The sequence below is a fragment of the Acinetobacter sp. ANC 4169 genome (assembly GCF_002135355.1).
Taxonomy (GTDB): domain Bacteria; phylum Pseudomonadota; class Gammaproteobacteria; order Pseudomonadales; family Moraxellaceae; genus Acinetobacter.
Genome location: NZ_NEGE01000001.1, coordinates 67,440 through 88,143 on the forward strand (window position 1 = coordinate 67,440; position 20,704 = coordinate 88,143).

General features: G+C 42.3%; 15 protein-coding genes. 9 read left to right on the plus strand and 6 right to left on the minus strand.

Annotation, left to right across the window (positions count from 1 at the left end; all coding sequences use genetic code 11):
- The first annotated feature begins 1 nt into the window (after position 1).
- From B9T26_RS00375 to fdx, 6 genes are all read left to right on the plus strand, one after another.
- Complete coding sequence (locus B9T26_RS00375; protein WP_086197844.1) at positions 2 to 1,219, plus strand: IscS subfamily cysteine desulfurase; 1,218 nt, start codon at positions 2 to 4, stop codon at positions 1,217 to 1,219.
- Between the two features lie 114 nt (positions 1,220 to 1,333).
- Positions 1,334 to 1,720 (plus strand): Fe-S cluster assembly scaffold IscU, encoded by a 387-nt coding sequence (iscU, locus tag B9T26_RS00380; RefSeq protein ID WP_086197845.1) that lies wholly within the window; start codon positions 1,334 to 1,336, stop codon positions 1,718 to 1,720.
- 38 nt (positions 1,721 to 1,758) lie between these two features.
- Positions 1,759 to 2,079 carry an iron-sulfur cluster assembly protein IscA gene (gene iscA / locus B9T26_RS00385; protein ID WP_086197846.1) on the plus strand — a complete coding sequence of 107 codons (321 nt, stop codon included), beginning with the start codon at positions 1,759 to 1,761 and terminating at the stop codon, positions 2,077 to 2,079.
- Between the two features lie 107 nt (positions 2,080 to 2,186).
- Positions 2,187 to 2,702 (plus strand): Fe-S protein assembly co-chaperone HscB, encoded by a 516-nt coding sequence (hscB, locus tag B9T26_RS00390; protein WP_086197847.1) that lies wholly within the window; start codon positions 2,187 to 2,189, stop codon positions 2,700 to 2,702.
- Positions 2,703 to 2,750: 48 nt separating this feature from the next.
- Positions 2,751 to 4,613 carry a Fe-S protein assembly chaperone HscA gene (hscA, locus tag B9T26_RS00395; protein WP_086197848.1) on the plus strand — a complete coding sequence of 621 codons (1,863 nt, stop codon included), beginning with the start codon at positions 2,751 to 2,753 and terminating at the stop codon, positions 4,611 to 4,613.
- A gap of 13 nt (positions 4,614 to 4,626) precedes the next feature.
- A complete protein-coding gene (gene fdx, locus B9T26_RS00400) occupies positions 4,627 to 4,965 on the plus strand; it encodes an ISC system 2Fe-2S type ferredoxin (RefSeq protein ID WP_086174266.1) in 339 nt (112 codons plus the stop codon).
- A 70-nt stretch (positions 4,966 to 5,035) separates the two neighbouring features.
- On the opposite strand, the gene B9T26_RS00405 is transcribed toward fdx, so the two are convergent.
- The 5 genes from B9T26_RS00405 to aspA form a co-directional block, all read right to left on the minus strand.
- Positions 5,036 to 6,496 (minus strand): adenylate/guanylate cyclase domain-containing protein, encoded by a 1,461-nt coding sequence (locus tag B9T26_RS00405; RefSeq protein ID WP_086197849.1) that lies wholly within the window; start codon positions 6,494 to 6,496, stop codon positions 5,036 to 5,038.
- A 65-nt stretch (positions 6,497 to 6,561) separates the two neighbouring features.
- On the minus strand, positions 6,562 to 6,996 hold the full coding sequence (locus tag B9T26_RS00410; RefSeq protein ID WP_086174268.1) for an HIT domain-containing protein: 435 nt from the start codon (positions 6,994 to 6,996) through the stop codon (positions 6,562 to 6,564).
- 233 nt (positions 6,997 to 7,229) lie between these two features.
- Complete coding sequence (gene mfd, locus B9T26_RS00415; RefSeq protein ID WP_086197850.1) at positions 7,230 to 10,688, minus strand: transcription-repair coupling factor; 3,459 nt, start codon at positions 10,686 to 10,688, stop codon at positions 7,230 to 7,232.
- 135 nt (positions 10,689 to 10,823) lie between these two features.
- Entirely contained in the window at positions 10,824 to 11,195 is a 372-nt protein-coding gene (locus B9T26_RS00420) for a hypothetical protein (RefSeq protein WP_086197851.1), read from the minus strand.
- 138 nt (positions 11,196 to 11,333) lie between these two features.
- Positions 11,334 to 12,782 carry an aspartate ammonia-lyase gene (gene aspA, locus B9T26_RS00425; RefSeq protein WP_086197852.1) on the minus strand — a complete coding sequence of 483 codons (1,449 nt, stop codon included), beginning with the start codon at positions 12,780 to 12,782 and terminating at the stop codon, positions 11,334 to 11,336.
- Between the two features lie 457 nt (positions 12,783 to 13,239).
- On the opposite strand from aspA, the gene putP reads away from it, so the two are divergent.
- Complete coding sequence (gene putP, locus B9T26_RS00430) at positions 13,240 to 14,775, plus strand: sodium/proline symporter PutP (RefSeq protein WP_086197853.1); 1,536 nt, start codon at positions 13,240 to 13,242, stop codon at positions 14,773 to 14,775.
- Between the two features lie 62 nt (positions 14,776 to 14,837).
- Here the strand turns inward: putP and B9T26_RS00435 are convergent, their stop codons facing one another.
- Positions 14,838 to 15,329 carry an Lrp/AsnC ligand binding domain-containing protein gene (locus B9T26_RS00435; protein WP_086197854.1) on the minus strand — a complete coding sequence of 164 codons (492 nt, stop codon included), beginning with the start codon at positions 15,327 to 15,329 and terminating at the stop codon, positions 14,838 to 14,840.
- A 118-nt stretch (positions 15,330 to 15,447) separates the two neighbouring features.
- Here B9T26_RS00435 and putA point away from each other — a divergent pair, with 118 nt between their 5' ends.
- A complete protein-coding gene (gene putA / locus B9T26_RS00440; RefSeq protein WP_086197855.1) occupies positions 15,448 to 19,218 on the plus strand; it encodes a trifunctional transcriptional regulator/proline dehydrogenase/L-glutamate gamma-semialdehyde dehydrogenase in 3,771 nt (1,256 codons plus the stop codon).
- A gap of 302 nt (positions 19,219 to 19,520) precedes the next feature.
- On the plus strand, positions 19,521 to 20,603 hold the full coding sequence (gene trmA, locus B9T26_RS00445) for a tRNA (uridine(54)-C5)-methyltransferase TrmA (protein ID WP_086197856.1): 1,083 nt from the start codon (positions 19,521 to 19,523) through the stop codon (positions 20,601 to 20,603).
- The last annotated feature ends 101 nt before the right edge of the window (positions 20,604 to 20,704 follow it).

The window sequence follows — 20,704 nt, forward strand, 5'->3', positions numbered from 1 at the left end:
CATGAAACGTCCGATTTATCTTGATTATGCAGCAACCACTCCTGTAGACCCTCAAGTTGCAGAACGCATGATGGAATGCCTAACGTTTGACGGTACTTTCGGTAATGCTGCATCTCGTTCTCATGCTTACGGTTGGCAAGCTGAAGAAAAAGTAGAATATGCACGTGAACAAGTTGCGAACTTGATCAAAGCAGATCCACGCGAGATTGTCTGGACTTCAGGTGCAACAGAATCTGACAACCTGGCGCTTAAAGGTGTGGCTCAGTTTTATGCCTCTAAAGGCAAACACATCATTACAAGTAAAATTGAACATAAAGCAATTTTAGATACTTGCCGTGAATTAGAAGCAGAAGGTTTCGAAATCACCTATCTTGAACCCCTTCCTCAAACAGGTTTAATTACCCCTGAGATGGTTCAGGCAGCTATTCGTCCAGATACCATTCTTGTTTCACTGATGATGGTAAACAACGAAATTGGTACAGTGACTGATGTTGCTGCAATTGGTGAAATTACCCGTGCCAACAAAATTTTCTTCCACGTTGATGCTGCTCAAGCTGCTGGTAAAGTAGAAATTGATCTTTCAACTTTAAAAGTAGATTTAATGAGCTTCTCTGCTCATAAAATTTATGGCCCTAAAGGTATTGGTGCATTATTCGTACGTCGTTCACCACGCGTACGTCTTAAAGCTCAAATGCATGGTGGCGGTCATGAACGCGGCATGCGCTCTGGTACGCTTGCAACCCACCAAATCGTGGGCATGGGCGAAGCTTTTGAACTTGCAGGCAAAAACCTGGAATCTGAACAAAAACGTATTCGCGTACTCCGTGACAAATTATGGAACGGTTTACAAGGCCTGGAACAAGTATTCCTAAACGGTCATCCTACTCAAAACGTTGCAAACTATCTCAACGTGAGCTTCAACTTTGTTGAAGGTGAATCATTGATGATGGCATTGAAAGACGCAGCTGTATCTTCTGGTTCAGCATGTACTTCTGCAACACTTGAACCGTCTTATGTACTTCGTGCCTTAGGTCTTTCAGACGAACTTGCACACAGCTCGATCCGTTTCAGCTTCGGTAAATACACCACTGAAGAAGATATCGATCACGTTCTTGAAGTGACTAAAGCTGCTGTTGAGAAATTGCGTGAACTTTCTCCGCTTTGGGATATGTACAAAGAAGGTATCGACCTTTCAACTGTTGAATGGGCTGAACACTAATTCATTGCCTGGAGATAGCTTTAAAATTTAAAGCTATCTCGTTGATAAACGTAATTTCACCCCCATATTAATCTTAAGAATCTTAAGGCTGACCCCGAGGTTTGGAGAAGCATCATGGCTTATAGCGAAAAAGTAATTGATCATTACGAAAACCCTCGTAATGTTGGTGTTTTAGACAAAAATGCTGAAAATGTTGGTACAGGTATGGTCGGTGCACCAGCTTGTGGTGATGTAATGCGTCTTCAAATTCAAGTGAATGATGAAGGTGTAATTGAAGAAGCACGTTTCAAAACTTATGGTTGTGGTTCAGCGATTGCTTCTAGCTCACTTGTAACCGAGTGGTTAAAAGGCAAAACCCTTGACCAAGCTCAAGCAATCAAGAACATCGACATTGCGACCGAACTGGCTCTACCTCCAGTAAAAGTACACTGTTCTGTACTTGCTGAAGATGCGATTAAAGCTGCTGTTGAAGACTATCGCAGCAAAAAAACAAAAGCTTAAGTGTTCCAAGTTTTTGATAAAAGATTAACGGAGTTTTCATGATCCATTTAACTGAAAATGCTGCAACTCATATCAGCAATTACCTAAAGAATCGCGGTAAGGGTGCAGGCATTCGCGTTGGGGTGAAAACTTCCGGCTGTTCTGGTTTGGCCTATGTACTCGAATTCGTCGATGAAGTCGATACACATGACCAAATGTTCGAGCAGTTTGGTGTTAAAGTTTTTGTTGACCCGAAAAGTCTAGTTTATCTTGAAGGTATGGAGATGGACTACGTGAAAAACGGTCTCAATGAAGGCTTCGAATTTAACAACCCGAATAAAAAAGGCGAATGTGGCTGTGGTGAATCTTTCACCGTTTAAACACCCACTTCCCTCTCTTTTGGTGATTAAAACAGTGTAAAATGCACTGTTTTAATTGCATTTAAGCAGTCACTTTTTGCATATCTATCGCGCGGATCCGATCTCCCATGAATCATTTTGAGTTGTTCAACCTCCCTGTAGCACTCGATATTGATTTGGCCGCTTTAAAAAATGAATTTTTAAAGTTGCAGCAACAATATCATCCAGATAAAGCCGAAGACAAAGATCAGGCTCTGATTAAATCGAGCGAGATCAATCAGGCATTCAAGGCTTTATCCAATGTTGATAGCCGCGCTGCTTATCTCTTGAGTCTGAAAAAACAGGATTATCACCTGGATCAATCCATCAGTGATTTTGAATTTCTTCAAGATGCCCTGGAAATTCGTGAACAGCTGGACGATGCTACATCTGCCGACGATCTGCAATCTTTAAAAGTTGAAGTTCAACAATGGATTGACGGTTTAGTCCGTGAATTCAAAATCGACTATGAAGATGAAGACTGGGGCGAAGCTCGCGATACCGTGCGTAAATTGCGTTTCTTTGTCAAGGTATTGGCTGACATCGACAAAGCTGAAGATCGTTTTCTGGATGATGACAGCTTTGATTTAGATGATGATTTTTAATTCGTTTTGATTTTATTTTTTAATTTTTAGTTCTAAGGATGTAACACAATGGCTCTCTTGCAAATTGCAGAACCCGGTCAATCAAGTGCACCGCATGAACACCGCATCGCAATTGGTATTGACTTAGGTACAACGCATTCATTGGTTGCCACAGTACTTTCAGGTAAAGCCAAAGTACTCAATGACCAACAAGGTCGCGTGTTACTTCCCTCTATTGTGCACTATAGTCATAATAATACCCAATATGGCGATGAAGCCAAAGCTTTTATTACTACAGATCCTAAAAACACCATTGTTTCGGTAAAGCGTTTTATGGGTCGCTCGGCTGCCGACATTAAATTCCAGCACCCCTATACACTCGTGGGTGAAGCAAATGAAATGCCCGCTTTTGAAACGGCTCAAGGACGTAAAACTCCGGTAGAAATTTCAGCTGAAATTTTAAAACAGCTGAAAGACCGTGCGGAAAGCAGCTTAAATAATCCGGTCAATGGCGCTGTCATTACAGTACCGGCTTATTTTGATGAAGCACAACGTCAGGCAACCCGTGATGCAGCTCAACTTGCTGGCTTAAATGTTTTACGCTTGCTCAATGAGCCGACGGCTGCGGCTGTGGCTTATGGTTTAGATCAGGAAACCAATCTGGCTCACGATCAAAACTATGTGATTTATGACTTGGGTGGTGGTACTTTTGACGTTTCGATTCTGCGTTTCTCGCAAGGTGTATTTGAGGTTCTAGCAACCGGTGGTCATACTGCACTGGGTGGTGATGACCTAGATCGTCTAATTGTGAAATGGGCTAAAAAACAGCTCAATGTTGAAACTCTAGATGATGCTGAATATGCGCATTTCATTGTTTCTGCACGTAAAGCCAAAGAAGCCCTGTCTGATGCTGAATCGGTTGAGCTGAAAGTTTTAGATCAAAGCCTAACGCTAGATCGCGCAAGCTTTGAAGAGATCATCAAAGTTGCTTTGGATAAAACCATCAGTGTCTGCAAACGCGTGATGCGCGATGCCAAACTAGAACTAGACGATATTAAAAATGTAGTGTTAGTCGGTGGTTCAACACGTTCGTATGCAGTTCAAAAAGCCGTGCGTGAAGTATTCAATCAGGAACCGCTATGCACAATTAATCCAGATGAAGTAGTTGCAATTGGTGCATCAATTACAGCCAATCAACTGATTGGCAACTCTAAAGATGGTTCTTTGTTATTGGACGTGACTCCACTCTCGCTTGGTCTTGAAACCATGGGTGGTTTGGTGGAACGTTTAATTTCACGTAATACTGCCATTCCGGTCGCACGACGTCAGGAATTTACCACTTATCAAGATGGTCAAACTGCCATGCTGATTCACGTGGTACAAGGTGAACGTGATCTGGTTGAACATTGCCGTAGCTTGGGCCGTTTTGTCTTGCATGGCATTCCGCCAATGACCGCTGGTCAGGCACGTATTGAAGTCACCTTCCAGGTGGATGCTGATGGCTTACTGACTGTTGCTGCCAAAGAAACTACTTCGGGTATACATGCACAAATTGACATTAAACCATCCTACGGTTTATCAGATGCCGATACAGAACGCTTACTGATTGATGGTTTCAAATATGCTGAAGAAGATAAGAACCTTCGTCATTTGCAAGAAACCAAGGTTGAAGCAAAACGTGAACTTGAAGCGCTGGAACAGGCATTAAAAGCGGATGCTCAACTGCTATCTACAGATCAGCTGGCACAGTTGCAACAAACCAAAGCTAAGCTTGAAGTTCAACTCGAAACTACAGATATCAAAGCTATTGAACAGGCTGTAGAACAGCTTAAAATACACAGTGATGCTTTTGCAGCTGCGCGTATGAATCAACATATTGATGCAGCTTTAAAAGGTACTAAACTTGATGACTGGTCAAACTCGGACAAATAAATAGGAAAAAATTATGCCACGTATTAAAGTTCTTCCACATGCGCAAATTTGCCCTAATGGTGCTGAGTTTGAAGTTGAACAGGATGCCAACCTGTGCGAAAGCCTGCTAAAAAATGGCATCAAGATTGAACATGCCTGTGATATGTCTTGTGCATGTACCACTTGTCATGTCGTTGTTCGTAAAGGATTTGACAGCCTGGAAGAAATGACGGATGTCGAAGCAGATTTACTCGATCGTGCCTGGGGCTTGGAACCAGATTCGCGTCTTTCTTGCCAAGTGAAAATTGTCGATGAAGACCTGGAAGTTGAAATTCCCAAATATACAATTAACCACGCCTCTGAAAATCATTAATTGATTTAGAGATGAAAAACCACGCAATTGCGTGGTTTTTTATATTTAAGCTTAGGCTAAATAAATATTTCTAATGATACTGCTGGTCTTTCCGATCTTCCACTACATCTTCCAGACTCAGCTTTACAATCCCTTCTGAATTGGTCATTTTTTGCTGTTTTTCAATGCGCTTAATCATTTTTTCCAACACCTGGATCAGCTCTGGATATTCATAATTTTGCACTTCATCCAGATTCAGCAATAAATGAAAGCCTTTATATTCATAATCAAACCAGCGCTGATAATCTGATTTACGCGAAGTATATTTTTCCATGACCTGCCAAGTCTTGACTGGAGCTTGAATACCCTTAAGTCTGATCGGTGCTTTGGGCGCACACAAATAATCATTTTTAATTAAATTATAGGTTTCATCTGAAATCAAAATTTCATCTACCGCTGCCGCACTTTGTAATCGTGCTGCCAAATTGGCATCGCGGCCAACAATGGTATAAGCCATACGATGCGCCGCACCATAGTTACCCACGTGACAATATCCGGTACTGATCCCCATACGAATATGCAAGGCCGGATAACCCATTTTAATCCAGCGCTCTCTGAGCAGTTTCATTTGCTGACGCATGTCAATCGCCATGTCCAGACAAGTTTTTGCATCTTGCTCGACACCTTGCGAGATCGGATCACCAAAGAAAATCAGAATGGCATCACCCATAAACTTGTCGACTGTCGCTTCATACTGCTTGGCAATTTCCGTCATATGACTGAGATAGTCATTCAGCAAGAATGCCAAATCATCTGGAATCAGCGTTTCTGAAAGTTCGGTAAAGCCTTGAATATCTGAAAAGAAAATGGTCATTTTTTTTCGTTTATATTCAATTTTGGCTTCCGATTCCCCTTTCATAATCGACTGCCACAACTGCACAGGTGCATAGCGGCTAAGCTGGTTGGCAAACTCCATATAACGATTCATTTGATCATAATAATAGGATTTGCGATTACTAATATGTTGAATCTGACTACTTTGGTAAAAACTGCCCACACCAAAAAAAGTAATTAAACAGATAAAGCCAAGTACGGTTAATTCACCGGTGGTTTGTTCAAAATACTCACCAAAACCAAAAATCAGAATATTACATAGATAAAAATTTGCTATTCCAATTAAGCTTGCTAATGAAACCACTAAAAAAGAAATCTTGTTAGTGATTGCGGTATATAAAATGACAAACAGTGAAATAAAAGTCAGAACCAGGTTTAAATGAATAGCAGATAAAATAACTGAAATAACAACAACATCAGTAATAAATAAGACACTGCGTTTTATATTGGAATTATAACGATACTGTAGCCAGGTCGATAATTTCGGCGTGACCAGAAAAATAAACAGCAGAAAAAAAGGAATATAAATTTGGTATTGAGTGTCAGATGTCGTGTAATGATAGACAATCATCAGCAAAGACAACATGATATATCCCATCAAACGATGAAAATATTCAAATTGTCTTGGTTCTTTTCTAATCCAGTCGTCTAATGACACTCAATTCCTCCTGATCCGAGCCTTTACACCATAAATTCCATACTATGGCTTTCGATGACCAGAAATTAATCCATGCGCCAGTCAAATGGCATGTCACCCTGACCGCGTAATGCAAGCATCAGGGTTTGACGCATATGCGCAAGAACTTCATTGGTATAAGGAACTGCAGGTGTACCCCAAACTGGTTTTGGCCAGGCCACGTCATTTTGGTAACGAACCACATGATGAAAATGCAATTGCGGAACCATGTTTCCTAATGCCGCGACATTCATTTTGTCTGCGCGGAATACGCGTGCAAGCTGACTGGATAACCAGCTAGATTCACGCAGGAATTGTTCCTGGTCGGCCTGACTTAATTCATATAATTCACTCACGCCAGGTACGCGTGGAATTAAGATGAGCCACGGAAATTGCATATCATTCATTAAACGACATGTTGACAGTGGAAAGTCGCCTACAAAAAAAGTATCTTGAGCAAGTTGTGGATGCAAACTAAACATATCTTTATAAATTATGCAAAATTAGAATGATGGCTAATACTATCACATACAATGGGACCTGAATATTCTATGCAATGGGTTTCATTACAAATAAACCACTATTTACACTGAACAAGCCAGTACGCTTGAATTTAATAAATTTCTTTAAAAAATCAAGTGCTTCATGACTAGAATGATTCAAATCCGGGCAATTATAAAAATGAGTGCATAATATTTATGCACCCTGCAGCAGATCAGCGAATTTCTTTTAATAAATTATCCAGTAAATCGACAATGAACTGGATACGTTTTTGATAATCTTCCAGCATCACCATCACTTTTAAACGCTGTCCGCCATCCATACGGAAAAAAGTCGGATGTTTTTGCATCATCTGAATAATGCTGATGGCCTGTACCGGCGTATCGGGTGAAAATTCAATATGACCACCATGCGAACTGATATCCACTTTAGTTATGCCAAGCTGCTCTGCCTTGAGACGAATCTGATGCACAGCAAACAACTGTTTCACTGGTTGAGGCGGCACACCAAAACGGTCAATCAACTCCATACGAATATTATCGAGTTTTTCCTGCGTATCGGTATTACTGATCCGTTTATATAACAACAAACGCTGATGCACATCTCCCAGATATTCATCTGGAATCAGCGCCGGCATATGCAGATTGATTTCGGCAATTAAGGACAATGGTGCATCGAAGTTCGGAGTTTTACCTTTCTGAATGGCTTTGGTGGCTTTTTCCAGCATTTCCATATACAGGCTATAACCAATGGCTTGCATGGAACCACTTTGCTGCTCGCCTAAAAGCTCACCCGCACCACGAATTTCCAGATCTTCCGTCGCCAGCATGAAACCTGCGCCTAAATTTGATGCACGCTGAATGGCATCCAGACGTTTTTCTGCATCACCTTTCAAACCTTTGAGTGAGGGCACTAGCAGATAAGCATAAGCCTGATGATGAGAGCGTCCCACACGGCCACGCAACTGGTGTAACTGTGCAAGGCCTAACTTGTCTGCACGTTCAATCAAGATGGTATTGGCATTGGGAACATCAATCCCGGTTTCAATAATGGTTGAACAGACCAGAACATTGTATTCCTTGTGATAGAACTGCTGCATCACCTGCTCCAGTTCACGTTCCCGCATTTGCCCGTGGGCAACCGCTACCCGCGCTTCAGGCACCAGCTCGCGAATATTTTCCGCCGCTCGTTCAATGCTATCGACTTCATTATGCAAGAAATAAACCTGCCCGCCACGCAGCAATTCACGCAGAATTGCCTCTTTAATCGATTCATTGGTCTGTTCCTGCACAAAGGTTTTCACAGCCAAACGGCGTGCTGGCGGGGTGGCGATAATCGACAGATCACGCATTCCGCTAAAAGCCATATTTAAGGTACGCGGGATTGGCGTAGCCGTCAGGGTCAGCATATCGACATCTGCCCGCATGGCCTTAATCCGCTCCTTGTCACGCACGCCGAAACGGTGTTCTTCATCGACAATCATCAGACCCAGGTTTTTAAACTGGATACTTTCCTGCAAAATTTTATGCGTACCAATCACAATATCGACTTTACCCTCTGCCAAATCTTCAATGGTTTTCGTATGCGATTTGCTTGAACCAAAACGGGAAAGCACTTCAATACGAATTGGCCAATCGGCAAAACGGTCTCTAAAGGATTCATAGTGCTGCTGTGCCAGCAAGGTCGTCGGAACCAGAACCGCCACCTGCTTGTTGTTTTGTACCGCTAAAAATGCAGCGCGCATCGCCACTTCGGTCTTACCAAAGCCCACATCGCCACATACCAGACGATCCATCGGTTTGGCCAGCTGCATATCGTGCAGGGTTGCTTCAATCGCATTGGCCTGATCCAGGGTTTCCTCATAGGCAAAACCACTGGCAAACTGCATATAAGGACTTTGTTCCAGCTCAAAGCTAAAGCCGGGTTTAGACTGACGACGTGCCTGTATATGCAACAGTTCAGCGGCAACATCATGAATCTGTTCCAAGGCCTTACGTTTGGCCTTGTTCCAGGCATCAGTGCCTAATTTATGTAATGGCGCTAAATCGGGGTCGCCGCCACTATAACGGCTGATCAAATGCAGATTAGTGACCGGAACATACACTTTGGCAGCATCGGCATAATCCAGCTGTAAAAATTCGTGGTCTTGATCATCAATACTTAAAGTGACTAAACCGGCATAACGCCCCACACCATAATCAATATGCACTACCGGTGCGCCAATACTCAGCTCGGTTAAACTGCGGATTAAAAATTCTTCCGACACTTCCTGCTGACGTTTACGGCGGCGCTGCACTACGCGATGTTCATAAAGCTGATTTTCAGAAATCACGGTGAGGTGATCAGGAATTACCAAACCACGATCAAGGGGTGCGCTGGTAATGGCTATAGCATGTAAGGATTTTCTAAACTCTGCAAAATTTTCAACACTGGGAATGTCACCCAAGGCAGGACGTAAAGCATCCTTTAAGGTTTCACGGCGACCTGCACTTTCAGCAACCAACAGTACCGGATGATTTGCCGCATCAATATACTTTTTAACCGCTGAAAAAGGTTTTTCCTGTTTAGGGTCAACCGGTAAACGCGGTGGCAATTCGGTATTGAGATTCAGGACTCCGGTTTTCTCTACAAATTCTTCGGGTGAGGCAATGATTCTGGCAAACTGATTCAGCTGTTCCAAGACCTGATTCGGTTGCAGGAATATCTCTTCAGGCGACAAAATAGGATGATCGACATTATGGCGACGGTCTTCATAGCGTCGAACCACATCTTTCCAGAAACTGCTTAATCCTTCATCCAGATGTTTATCTGTAATGACAATGCCATTCTGTGGTAAATACGCCATCAGGGTACTTTGTGTTTGCATCGCTTCTTTGCTAAAGAATAAGGGGAAATAAAACTCCAGTCCCGGAGAAGCAATACCTTCTAAAACATCTTGATAGATTGGATTTTTCTTCGGATTGGCGTTCGGAAAACTTTCTGCATAACGGTCACGAAAAGTAGAACGCCCTTCTTTGAGTGGAAATTCCTTGGCAGGCAATACCGAAAACTGTTGCAGATTTTGAGTGGTTCTTTGCGTTTCAGGATCAAAGAATTTCAAGCTTTCAATTTCATCGTCAAACAAATCAATGCGGATCGGGGAATTTTGACCGGATGCATAAATATCCATGATGCTGCCACGTACCGCAAACTCACCATGATCATAAACGGTATCAACCAAATGATAGCCCGCCTGGATCAAACGCATTTTTTGTTGTTCTAATTCAAACTTTTGTCCAATTTTAATATCGAAATGTTCACCCAATACCCACGACGTCGGAGCGACACGCTGCACGAGCGTTGAGGCAGATAAAAGCAACACGCCCTGCTTCGGCATATTCGATAAAATTGAAAGACGTTCTGATACGATATCTTGATGAGGCGATAACCGGTCATACGGTAGAATTTCCCAATCCGGGAAAATGGTCGGTTTTATCCCGTAAAATTCCAGTTCACTTTCCAACTGTCCCAAATGCTGATTGTTTCTGGCAATCACAATGAATAACTGCTTATTTTGCGTCGCTATTTCTTTGAACAATAAAGATGCAGATGAGCCTTGTAAATTACCGACCCAGCGTTTTTCGCCTGCTTTTAATTGCTGCAGATTTAATTGGGAAATTTGTTGTTGGAACATGTATATAGCTTTTGGTCTAAATGACATGAGCAGTATATTAGCATGGGTTTTTTCTTGGTTGAGTTATTTTTCTATGCGACCTATTTTTCCATCTAAATCCTTTTAGATGCTGAATCTTCAAGGCCTGTTTCCCCATTATTTTTCGCGTAAGAAGTTACGATAATAGTCATTCAGCTTTTTAATAATTTGCTTCAACTGCAACAAATTTTCTTCAGTGTTGCCTAAACGCGCTACAAAGCGTTGACTGGCAATTTCCAGATCAATTTTTTCATTGATAATCATGGCAGTAAAATACAATTCTTTTAAATCATCAAACTGGGTTAATTTTCGATTCGAGAAATACGACAAACGCTCTGACCATTCATTCAGCACAATACCATCGACGATATAACCCTGTTCTTTAGTGAATTGGATATTATTTTCTTCTAGAAAAAGTTGTTCAGTAGATGGCTTGGAACTTTTAAACAGTCTTGAACTGGTAAATAGTCCAGTAAGTTTATTCAACATAAGCATTATATTTATTAAAAATCCTGACTATTTTAACTCTGAGCGGCTTTATCTTCAGCATTATTTTTCATAAAAAGGCAGCAGCTTAAACTGCTGCCTTTTCGGTACGACAATGATTAATTTTTTGCACAGCGCGAATTAACTCACTTGTGCCAATAGCTGATGTTGTGCGGTCACTTCTGAAACCAGATTGCTAAAGGCAAATATTTCATCTAGCTGTTCTTGGGTCAGTAATTCCTGCTCCAAGACAATCTGTTGAATGGTTTTGTTTTCCGCAATACATTGCTTGCCAATTTCATCACATTTGGCATGACCCAGAATTGGATCGAGCAAAGTTACAATGCCGACACTGCGCATCACAGCGTCATAACACACCTGCTCATTGGCCTGAATGCCCTGAATGCATTTATGATCCAAACTCCAAATGGCCTGGGTTAACAATTCAATCGATTCATTAATTGAAATCGCGATGACCGGTTCCATTACATTTAACTGTAATTGTCCCGCTTCTGCAGCCATGGTCACGGTTAAATCATTCCCGATCACCCTATAAGCAATTTGATTCACCACTTCAGGAATCACCGGGTTAATTTTGGCAGGCATAATCGATGAGCCGGCTTGTAATTCCGGTAAGCGAATTTCGGCCAGACCGGTACGCGGACCTGAACTCAACAAGCGCAAGTCATTACAGATTTTTGAAAGTTTAACCGCAAGTCGTTTCAGCGTACTGGATAAAATAATAAATACGCCACAATCACTGGTGGCTTCCACATAATCTTCCGCACCGATTAAATTCAGTCCGCTAATTTTGCTTAAAGACTCGATGGCTTCGTGCGCATAGCCTTGTGGAGTGTTTATTCCCGTACCAATCGCGGTGGCACCTAAATTTACTTCCAGTAAGAGTTCACGTGTGCGCTGAATCAGCCGAATATCTTCTTTTAATAAGGTTGCAAAAGCACGAAATTCTTGTCCCAAAGTCATCGGAACAGCATCTTGTAATTGGGTACGTCCCATTTTTAACACAAACTGAAACTCTGCAACCTTTATATGCAGCGTATCAATCAATTTTTGAATCTGAAACAGTAAATCATCCAGACTATAATAAGTTGCCAAGCGTAAAGCGGTTGGATACACGTCATTGGTCGATTGAGACTTATTGACATGATCATTCGGGTGAATATGATCATATTGCCCCTTATGAAAACCCAAATGCTCGAGGGCAATATTGGCCAAGACCTCATTGGTGTTCATATTAATAGAGGTACCTGCTCCGCCTTGATAAACATCTAAAGGAAAAGCCTCACTCCATTTTTCTGGAGATTCGATTAACTTGTTACAAGCCAGCTGAATCGCCTGGCTGACTTGTTCAGAAATTTTGCTAAATTTTAAATTGGTCTGTGCTGAGGCTTTTTTGACTTGAGCCAAAGCCCGAATAAAATGCGGCTGATTTCCGACTTTCTGATTAGAGATTTGAAAATTCTCTAAAGCTCTTAAAGTATGAATGCCGTAATAACATGCTGCTGGAACTTCCTTTGCTCCCAACAAATCACGTTCTATTCTTGTATTATCGCTTTGAACTGTAGACACTTTAAATATACTCACATGTATGCACTAGAATTGTGCAATTGAAAAATATTAAAGCTTTGCTGTATTTTGAATATTGTAAAAAGATATTTATTTGGCAAGGCTCTATAACGAATTACAGCAGCTTTGTAGCTGTGTAAGCACTTGTAACTACACTTCCGCTTCCCATTTTTTTCATCAAAAAATTAAGCTTAAAAAGCTTTAAGGCCGATTCTTGATTCACAGTAGACAATTCTCTGAACAAGATGAATGACATTAAACACCATATTTATAATAAATTGATTTTACTATCTTTTTTACTTTGTATCTAAAAATACATTCCGCTACACAACATGTCATTAAATCCCCTAGAAATGTTACAGAAGGTAATTTCAATTTTATGTTTGAATCAGCGCCTTACTGAATATGGATAAAAATTCATCTTGGACAGATGTATTTCTAAGGACACAAGGATGGGCAAATGAGTCAACTGAACCCGACATTAATCACATTTATTTTATATATCATTGCCATGGTCGGTATAGGGCTGTATGCCTATAAAGCCACCACTGACTTCTCGGATTATATTCTCGGTGGGCGTAGTCTAGGCAGTGTGGTTACCGCCCTGTCTGCCGGTGCATCCGATATGAGCGGCTGGCTGCTGATGGGTTTGCCTGGAGCGATTTATCTTTCAGGTTTATCTGAAGCGTGGATTGCCATTGGCCTGATTATTGGTGCATGGCTGAATTGGCTGCTGGTTGCCGGTCGCTTACGGGTGCATACCGAAATTCAGAATAATGCCTTAACCCTGCCGGATTATTTCACTAGTCGTTTTGCCGATCGTAAACGTGTACTACGTATTATTTCGGCTTTGGTGATTCTGGTGTTTTTCTCGATTTATTGTGCGTCCGGCATGGTCGCAGGTGCGCGATTATTCGAAAGTATTTTTGGCATGTCTTATACCACTGCGCTCTGGATTAGCGCCATTGCAACCATTAGTTATGTCTGTATCGGTGGTTTTCTTGCAATTAGCTGGACGGATACCTTTCAGGCAGGCCTGATGATTTTTGCGCTGCTGCTTACACCCATTATGGCTTATCTGGCACTGGGTGATCATAGTCAGCAGTTGGCAAGCGTGATTGAAACAGCCCGCCCACATGCCACTAATATGCTTTCAGGTTTGAGTACGGTTGCCATTTTATCTTCCCTGGCTTGGGGCTTAGGCTATTTTGGACAACCGCATATTCTGGTGCGTTTTATGGCAGCCGATTCGGTGAAGACCATTCCTGCTGCACGCCGTATTGGCATGAGCTGGATGATTTTATGTTTAGGCGGTGCAGTCGGTGCCGGTTTTATTGGCATTGCCTACTTCCAGCAGCATGCCGAACTGGCAAGCGTGGTATCACAGAACCCGGAAACCATTTTTATGGAACTGACCAAAATCCTGTTTAATCCATGGATTGCAGGGATTATTTTGGCTGCGATTTTAGCCGCAGTGATGAGTACGCTCAGCTGTCAGCTTTTGGTCTGTTCAAGTACCTTGACTGAAGATTTATATAAATCATTTCTACGCAAAAATGCTTCACAAAAGGAACTGGTCTGGGTAGGACGCCTGATGGTTTTAGCCATTGCCGTTCTCGCCATTACGCTTGCAAGTAACCCGAACAGTAAAGTTTTAGGTCTGGTGGCTTATGCCTGGGCAGGATTTGGTGCTGCATTTGGTCCGCTGATCATCTTGTCTTTATTCTGGAAACGCATGACCTTAAACGGCGCAATTGCTGGAATTATTATCGGTGCCATGACGGTTATCTTGTGGAAAAACACTATGGCCAGTACGGGACTGTATGAGATTATTCCAGGCTTTATTCTGTCATTTGTCAGCATTGTCGTGGTGAGTTTACTGGAAAAAGCCCCCTCTCAGGACGTGATTCAGCGTTTTGAACAGGCAGATGAGTTGTATAAAAAAGAAATGGCCGAACTGCAACATGGAATACCAACTCAACCTGAAAATTCTTGATAAATTGCGGATGAACTGTATCAAAATTTGAATGCGATATAAGGGGCTTATGCCCCTTTGTTTTATTTTTGCCCTTTGCTTTTCAGATATATCTTTGAACTTTCTTTAATCACTTCCATTACCGGATAACTGCGTGTTTCTTTTATCCCAGGCAATTGCCACAACACCTGGCCGGAAATTCTGCGGAATTCTTCCATATTGGCGCAGCGGATTTTCACCACAAAATCAAACCCGCCGCTGATCATATGACATTCCACAATTTCAGGATATTGCATGATTGCATCGGAAAATTCTTCCAAAACATTGGGTGTGGTTTTATCCAGTAAAATTTCTACAAACACCACAAAACTGGCATTCAGCATGTCAGGATTCAGCTTGGCTTCATAGCCTAAAATAAAACCGTCTTTGGCTAATTTTTGCACCCGCGCCAGTGCTGCAGTGGCTGATAAATTGACTGCTTCAGCCAGTTTGATATTTGAAATTCGTCCATCATTTTGCAGAATATCTAAAATTTTGATATCCGTTCTGTCCAAAGTAAAAATCGGGCTCGTCATCTGAATTATTCTCTAAAATGAATAAAAATTATAGTGAGTTATTCGGCATCCTTTCTGTAATCATAAATTATATAAGGTATTTGACTCAACAAAAAATTGGCAGTCACAGGACGTTGGCATGAATATGATGGATACAGAAACCCGCTTCGACGAAGCTAAACCTCACTTTGAATACATTACTGAATTCAAAGAAAAGAATGATTATGAAGTTGAGGTTAATACTGCCTGGCGCCGTGCTGAACCCGAGTGTGTTGAAAACCTGCTTGAATATAGCCAGATTTCTGAACAACTGAATCAACGTATTTATGATCTGGCTTTTAACTTGGCTCACACATTGCGTGAACGTAAAAGCTCGAATGGTAAAGCCGGGATCGTTCAGGGTTTATTGCAAGAATTTTCATTGTCTTCGCAAGAAGGCATTGCGCTAATGTGTCTGGCCGAAGCCTTGCTTCGAATTCCAGACAGTGCCACTCGTGACCTGTTGATTCGCGACAAAATTAATCAGGGCAACTGGAAAGAACATGTCGGGCAAAGTAGCCTGATGTTCGTCAACGCTGCGGCTTGGGGCCTCATGCTGACCGGCAAACTGATGGAAACGCCAAAACAGAAAAGTTTATCCAGTGTACTGACCGGGCTGTTAGCACGTAGTGGTCGCGGTATTATCCGTAAAGCGGTAGATGTGGCAATGCGGATGATGGGTGAACAGTTCGTTACTGGTGAAACCATTCAAGAAGCGCTAGAACACGCAGAACCTTTAGAAGATAAAGGTTTCCGTTATTCTTATGACATGCTCGGTGAAGCGGCACTCACAGAATATGATGCTGAACGTTATTATCAAGATTATAGCAATGCCATCCATGCCATCGGTCAAGCTTCACAAGACAAAGATGTTTATGAGGGCCCTGGCATTTCGATCAAGCTATCTGCCCTGCATCCGCGCTATCAACGTGCACAAATCAGCCGCGTGCATGACGAGCTATACCCTAAAGTCCTGCAATTGGCGGAACTGGCGAAACGCTACAATATTGGTTTAAACATTGATGCCGAAGAATCTGAGCGTCTGGAAATTTCCCTAGAATTATTAGAACGCCTGTGTTTTGAGCCTAGCCTTGCCGACTGGAAAGGTATTGGCTTTGTGATTCAGGCCTATCAGAAACGTTGTTTCAACGTGGTTGATTACGTGGTGGATTTAGCAAAACGCAGTCAAAAACGCTTGATGATTCGTCTGGTTAAAGGTGCTTACTGGGATAGCGAAATCAAGAAAGCCCAGATTGATGGCATGACCGATTATCCTGTGTTTACCCGTAAGGTGCATACCGATTTATCTTATATTGCCTGTGCCAAAAAACTCCTGGCTGCCCCACAGCAGATTTACCCGCAGTTTGCGACGCACAATGCCCAGACCCTTGCCACGATTTACCATCTGGCCGATCCAGAGCAATACTACAGCGGTCAGTATGAATTCCAGTGTCTGCATGGCATGGGCGAACCACTGTATGAGCAGGTGGTTGGCGATAAAATGGATCACAAACTGGGCGTGCCTTGCCGTATTTATGCTCCAGTCGGTAACCATGAAACACTCCTGGCATATCTGGTAAGACGCTTACTGGAAAATGGTGCCAATACCTCTTTCGTGAATCGTATTGCGGATAAATCCTTAAAAATTGAAGATCTGATTGAAAATCCACACTCAGAAATTTTGAAAAATGCCGCCCAAGAATCACAGCTTGGTCAAAAGCACCCTGCTATTCCCTTGGCACCTGATTTGTACGGCGATACCCGTCCAAACTCGGCCGGTTTAGATTTAGCCAATGATCATGACCTGACCGACCTCAACCAGACTGCACACAACCTGAGTCAGCAGCAATGGCAAGCTCAGGCTTTGGGTCAAAACCTCAGTAGCGAAGATCATCTGACTGATGAAAACTCAGAATTCATCACCATTTTAAATCCTGCAAATCACTCTGATGTCGTCGGCTCTGTGCAAGAAGCAACTGCTCTACAAGTGAATCTGGCATTAGATAATGCAGTCGGTGCCCAAGCCGAATGGACAAATACGCCAAAAAATATACGTGCCGCTTGTTTGCAACGCGCTGCAGATATTATGCAATCGCGTTTACAAGAATTGATGATTCTATTGTGCCGTGAAAGTGGCAAAACCTATGCCAATGCCATTGCAGAAGTTCGTGAAGCTGTCGATTTCCTGCGTTATTACGCTGCGCAAATGATCGATCTGGATGATGACGCCGTGATTCAACCCTTGGGCACGGTGTTATGTATCAGTCCGTGGAACTTCCCTTTGGCTATTTTCACTGGACAGATTGCAGCGGCGCTGGTTGCCGGAAATACCGTACTTGCAAAACCAGCTGAGCAGACACCGCTAATTGCCGCACAAGCCATCCAAATCTTATGGCAAGCCGGTATTCCTCAAGATGTACTGCAACTGCTTCCCGGACAAGGTGAAACCGTCGGTGCACAATTAAGTGAGGATGCGCGTATTCAGGGGATCATGTTTACCGGTTCAACCGATGTGGCTAAAATTTTGCAAAAGACCCTTGCGCAACGACTCAGCACTTCGGGTCAACCGATTCCTTTGATCGCAGAAACGGGCGGTCAAAACGCCATGATTGTGGATTCATCCGCATTGACTGAACAAGTGATTCTAGATGTGGTGAGTTCGGCTTATGATAGCGCCGGGCAACGTTGCTCTGCCTTACGTGTGCTCTGCGTGCAGGAAGATAATGCAGATAGTGTCATCAATATGCTAAAAGGCGCGATGCAACAACTGCGTGTCGGTAATCCATTACTGTTAAAAACCGATATCGGCCCGGTGATTGATCTTGAAGCGCAAAGCAATATTCAAAAACATATTGATCAAATGCGCAGTAAAGGTCATCCCGTCCATCAATTGATGCTGAATGCAACACAGGATCCATCTTTAACAGAAGGCACTTTTATTCCGCCTACTTTAATTGAATTACCAAATCTGGATGATTTGCAGCGAGAAGTGTTTGGTCCGGTCTTGCATGTGATTCGCTATAAATACGGTCAATTAGAACAGCTACTTGAACAGATCAATGCCAAAGGTTATGGACTCACCATGGGACTGCATACCCGTATTGATGAAACCATCCAGACCGTGATTGCACATGCCGAAGTCGGTAACTTATACATCAACCGTAATATTGTCGGTGCAGTGGTCGGCGTTCAGCCCTTTGGCGGTGAAGGCTTATCCGGTACCGGACCTAAAGCAGGCGGTCCGATCTATCTATACCGTTTGATGCAGCACTGTTCAGCAAAAAAACTGGCTCAGCCTTTTGCAACTCAGGCACAAGCCACACAGCCAGCACATCAGCCTTTATACGAGATTTTTTATACTTGGGCTGAAAAAACTTTTCCTCAATATCATTTAAAACCTTGCCCTGATTTTTGTTCTGGTCATCATTATGAATTGCAAGGGCCGACCGGTGAAAGCAATCAATACCTGGTGTTACCAAGAAAACATGTGCTTTCTTTAGCCGATCAGGAACAGGATCAAATTCAGCAATTGGCTGCAATTTTTGCGGTCGGCAGTCAGCCTGTGGTGCTGACTGAAAATACTTTTGTGCTCAAATGTCTACCTCAAATGCCGAAAGAAATTGCTGATCGTTTTGCCGTGATCCAGAACATTGAAACCGGTGATTTTGATGCAGTGTTACATCACGGCACCAAAGCCCAACTGCAAAAGTTGCAACATCAGATTGCTGCACGTTCAGGTGCGATTATTGGCATCACCCATTTGCAACCGCTTGACTACGATATTCCTTTAGAGCGTTTGGTTATTGAGCGTGCCATCAGCATTAATACCGCGGCCGCAGGAGGAAATGCCAGCCTGATGACTTTAACTTAAAGCTAAATCTAAAAGCTGAATTTCTGCGCTTAATCCTATAACTCAATGTTTTTCCTCTTTACCAAGTCAACTTCTCCCTGGTCTGGTTGACTTGGTTTCTTTTTGATTCCGAAACCGTTCTAACACTGCTGATTTTTGTCTTTTAATCAACCTCCGCCTTGTTCATACGCAAGATCAAAAAACATATTTGAATTTAAGTTCAAACTGTATATTTCTGCTGCTTATTGGGGAATAAGTTTAGTCATCTGATGCAAACTTTGTTACCATCCCTGTTTTCAATGTGTTTGTGATTTTTACTGCATATGACTTCAGCTTATCAGTTACAACTTGATGCCAAGATTGCACGTATTTCTGCTCAATTTGCCGAGTTTAATCCTCCTTCTTTAGAAGTATTTCCGTCGCCTGAACAAAACTTCCGTATGCGCGCAGAATTCCGTATTTGGCATACTGATGACGATATGTTCTATGCGATGTTTGAACGCAGTGAAGATCAGCAAAAACAGGTCATTCGCATTGACGAATTCCCGATTGCGGATAAAAGCATTAATCAGCTGATGCCAATTTTGCTGCAAGAACTCAAAAGCAATGCGGTATTGTCTAAACGCTTGTTTGAAGTTCACTTTTTGGCGACATTAAAAGGGGAAATGCTGGTTTCATTGGTTTATCGCTGTCCGCTGGATGCCGAATGGGAAAGCTTGGCAAAACAGCTGGCTGAAAAACTGAATATCAAAATAATTGGTCGTAGCCGCGGTCAGAAAGTAGTACTCAGTGATGAATTTGTAGTAGAAGAATTGCAAGTATTTGATCGTACGTATCAATATAAGCAAATTGAAAGCAGCTTTACCCAGCCGAATGCTCAAGTCTGCCAAAAAATGCTGGAATGGGCATGCAATGCTGCTGAACAGTCCGATAAAGACTTACTGGAATTGTACTGTGGCAATGGTAATTTCACCCTACCGCTGTCCACCAAGTTCAAGCGCGTACTGGCTACTGAACTGGCCAAATCATCTGTTTATGCAGCACAGTGGAATATTGAACAAAACCAGATTGATAATATTCAGGTAGCACGTTTATCGGCTGAAGAATTTACTGAGGCCTATAATGGTGAGCGTGAATTCCGCCGTTTGCAGGAAGCAGAAATCGATATCTCCAGTTATGATTTTGATACGGTATTTGTCGATCCGCCGCGTGCAGGTATTGATGATGAAACGTTAAAACTGATCCAACGTTTTGAACGCATCATTTATATTTCGTGTAATCCGGATACTTTAGAGGACAATTTGAAGACCTTATCAACCACGCATAAAATTACCAAATTTGCGATGTTTGACCAGTTTCCTTATACCCATCACGTCGAATCAGGTGTACTCTTGGAAAAGATTTAAACAATTTATTTCATTGTAAAGTCTGAATCTGTTTTTACCTCAATGAAGCTCAACTGAGCTTCATTTTTATTTCATTGAAAATAAATCATTTATAAATAATT

Excerpts from the sequence above, each read along its gene's own strand:
- B9T26_RS00375 (WP_086197844.1), top strand. The coding sequence starts at position 2 with ATGAAACGTCCGATTTATCTTGATTATGCAGCAACCACTCCTGTAGAC.
- iscU (WP_086197845.1), top strand. The coding sequence starts at position 1,334 with ATGGCTTATAGCGAAAAAGTAATTGATCATTACGAAAACCCTCGTAAT.
- iscA (WP_086197846.1), top strand. The coding sequence starts at position 1,759 with ATGATCCATTTAACTGAAAATGCTGCAACTCATATCAGCAATTACCTA.
- hscB (WP_086197847.1), top strand. The coding sequence starts at position 2,187 with ATGAATCATTTTGAGTTGTTCAACCTCCCTGTAGCACTCGATATTGAT.
- hscA (WP_086197848.1), top strand. The coding sequence starts at position 2,751 with ATGGCTCTCTTGCAAATTGCAGAACCCGGTCAATCAAGTGCACCGCAT.
- fdx (WP_086174266.1), top strand. The coding sequence starts at position 4,627 with ATGCCACGTATTAAAGTTCTTCCACATGCGCAAATTTGCCCTAATGGT.
- B9T26_RS00410 (WP_086174268.1), bottom strand. The coding sequence starts at position 6,996 with ATGTTTAGTTTGCATCCACAACTTGCTCAAGATACTTTTTTTGTAGGC.
- mfd (WP_086197850.1), bottom strand. The coding sequence starts at position 10,688 with ATGTTCCAACAACAAATTTCCCAATTAAATCTGCAGCAATTAAAAGCA.
- B9T26_RS00420 (WP_086197851.1), bottom strand. The coding sequence starts at position 11,195 with ATGTTGAATAAACTTACTGGACTATTTACCAGTTCAAGACTGTTTAAA.
- putP (WP_086197853.1), top strand. The coding sequence starts at position 13,240 with ATGAGTCAACTGAACCCGACATTAATCACATTTATTTTATATATCATT.
- B9T26_RS00435 (WP_086197854.1), bottom strand. The coding sequence starts at position 15,329 with ATGACGAGCCCGATTTTTACTTTGGACAGAACGGATATCAAAATTTTA.
- putA (WP_086197855.1), top strand. The coding sequence starts at position 15,448 with ATGAATATGATGGATACAGAAACCCGCTTCGACGAAGCTAAACCTCAC.
- trmA (WP_086197856.1), top strand. The coding sequence starts at position 19,521 with ATGACTTCAGCTTATCAGTTACAACTTGATGCCAAGATTGCACGTATT.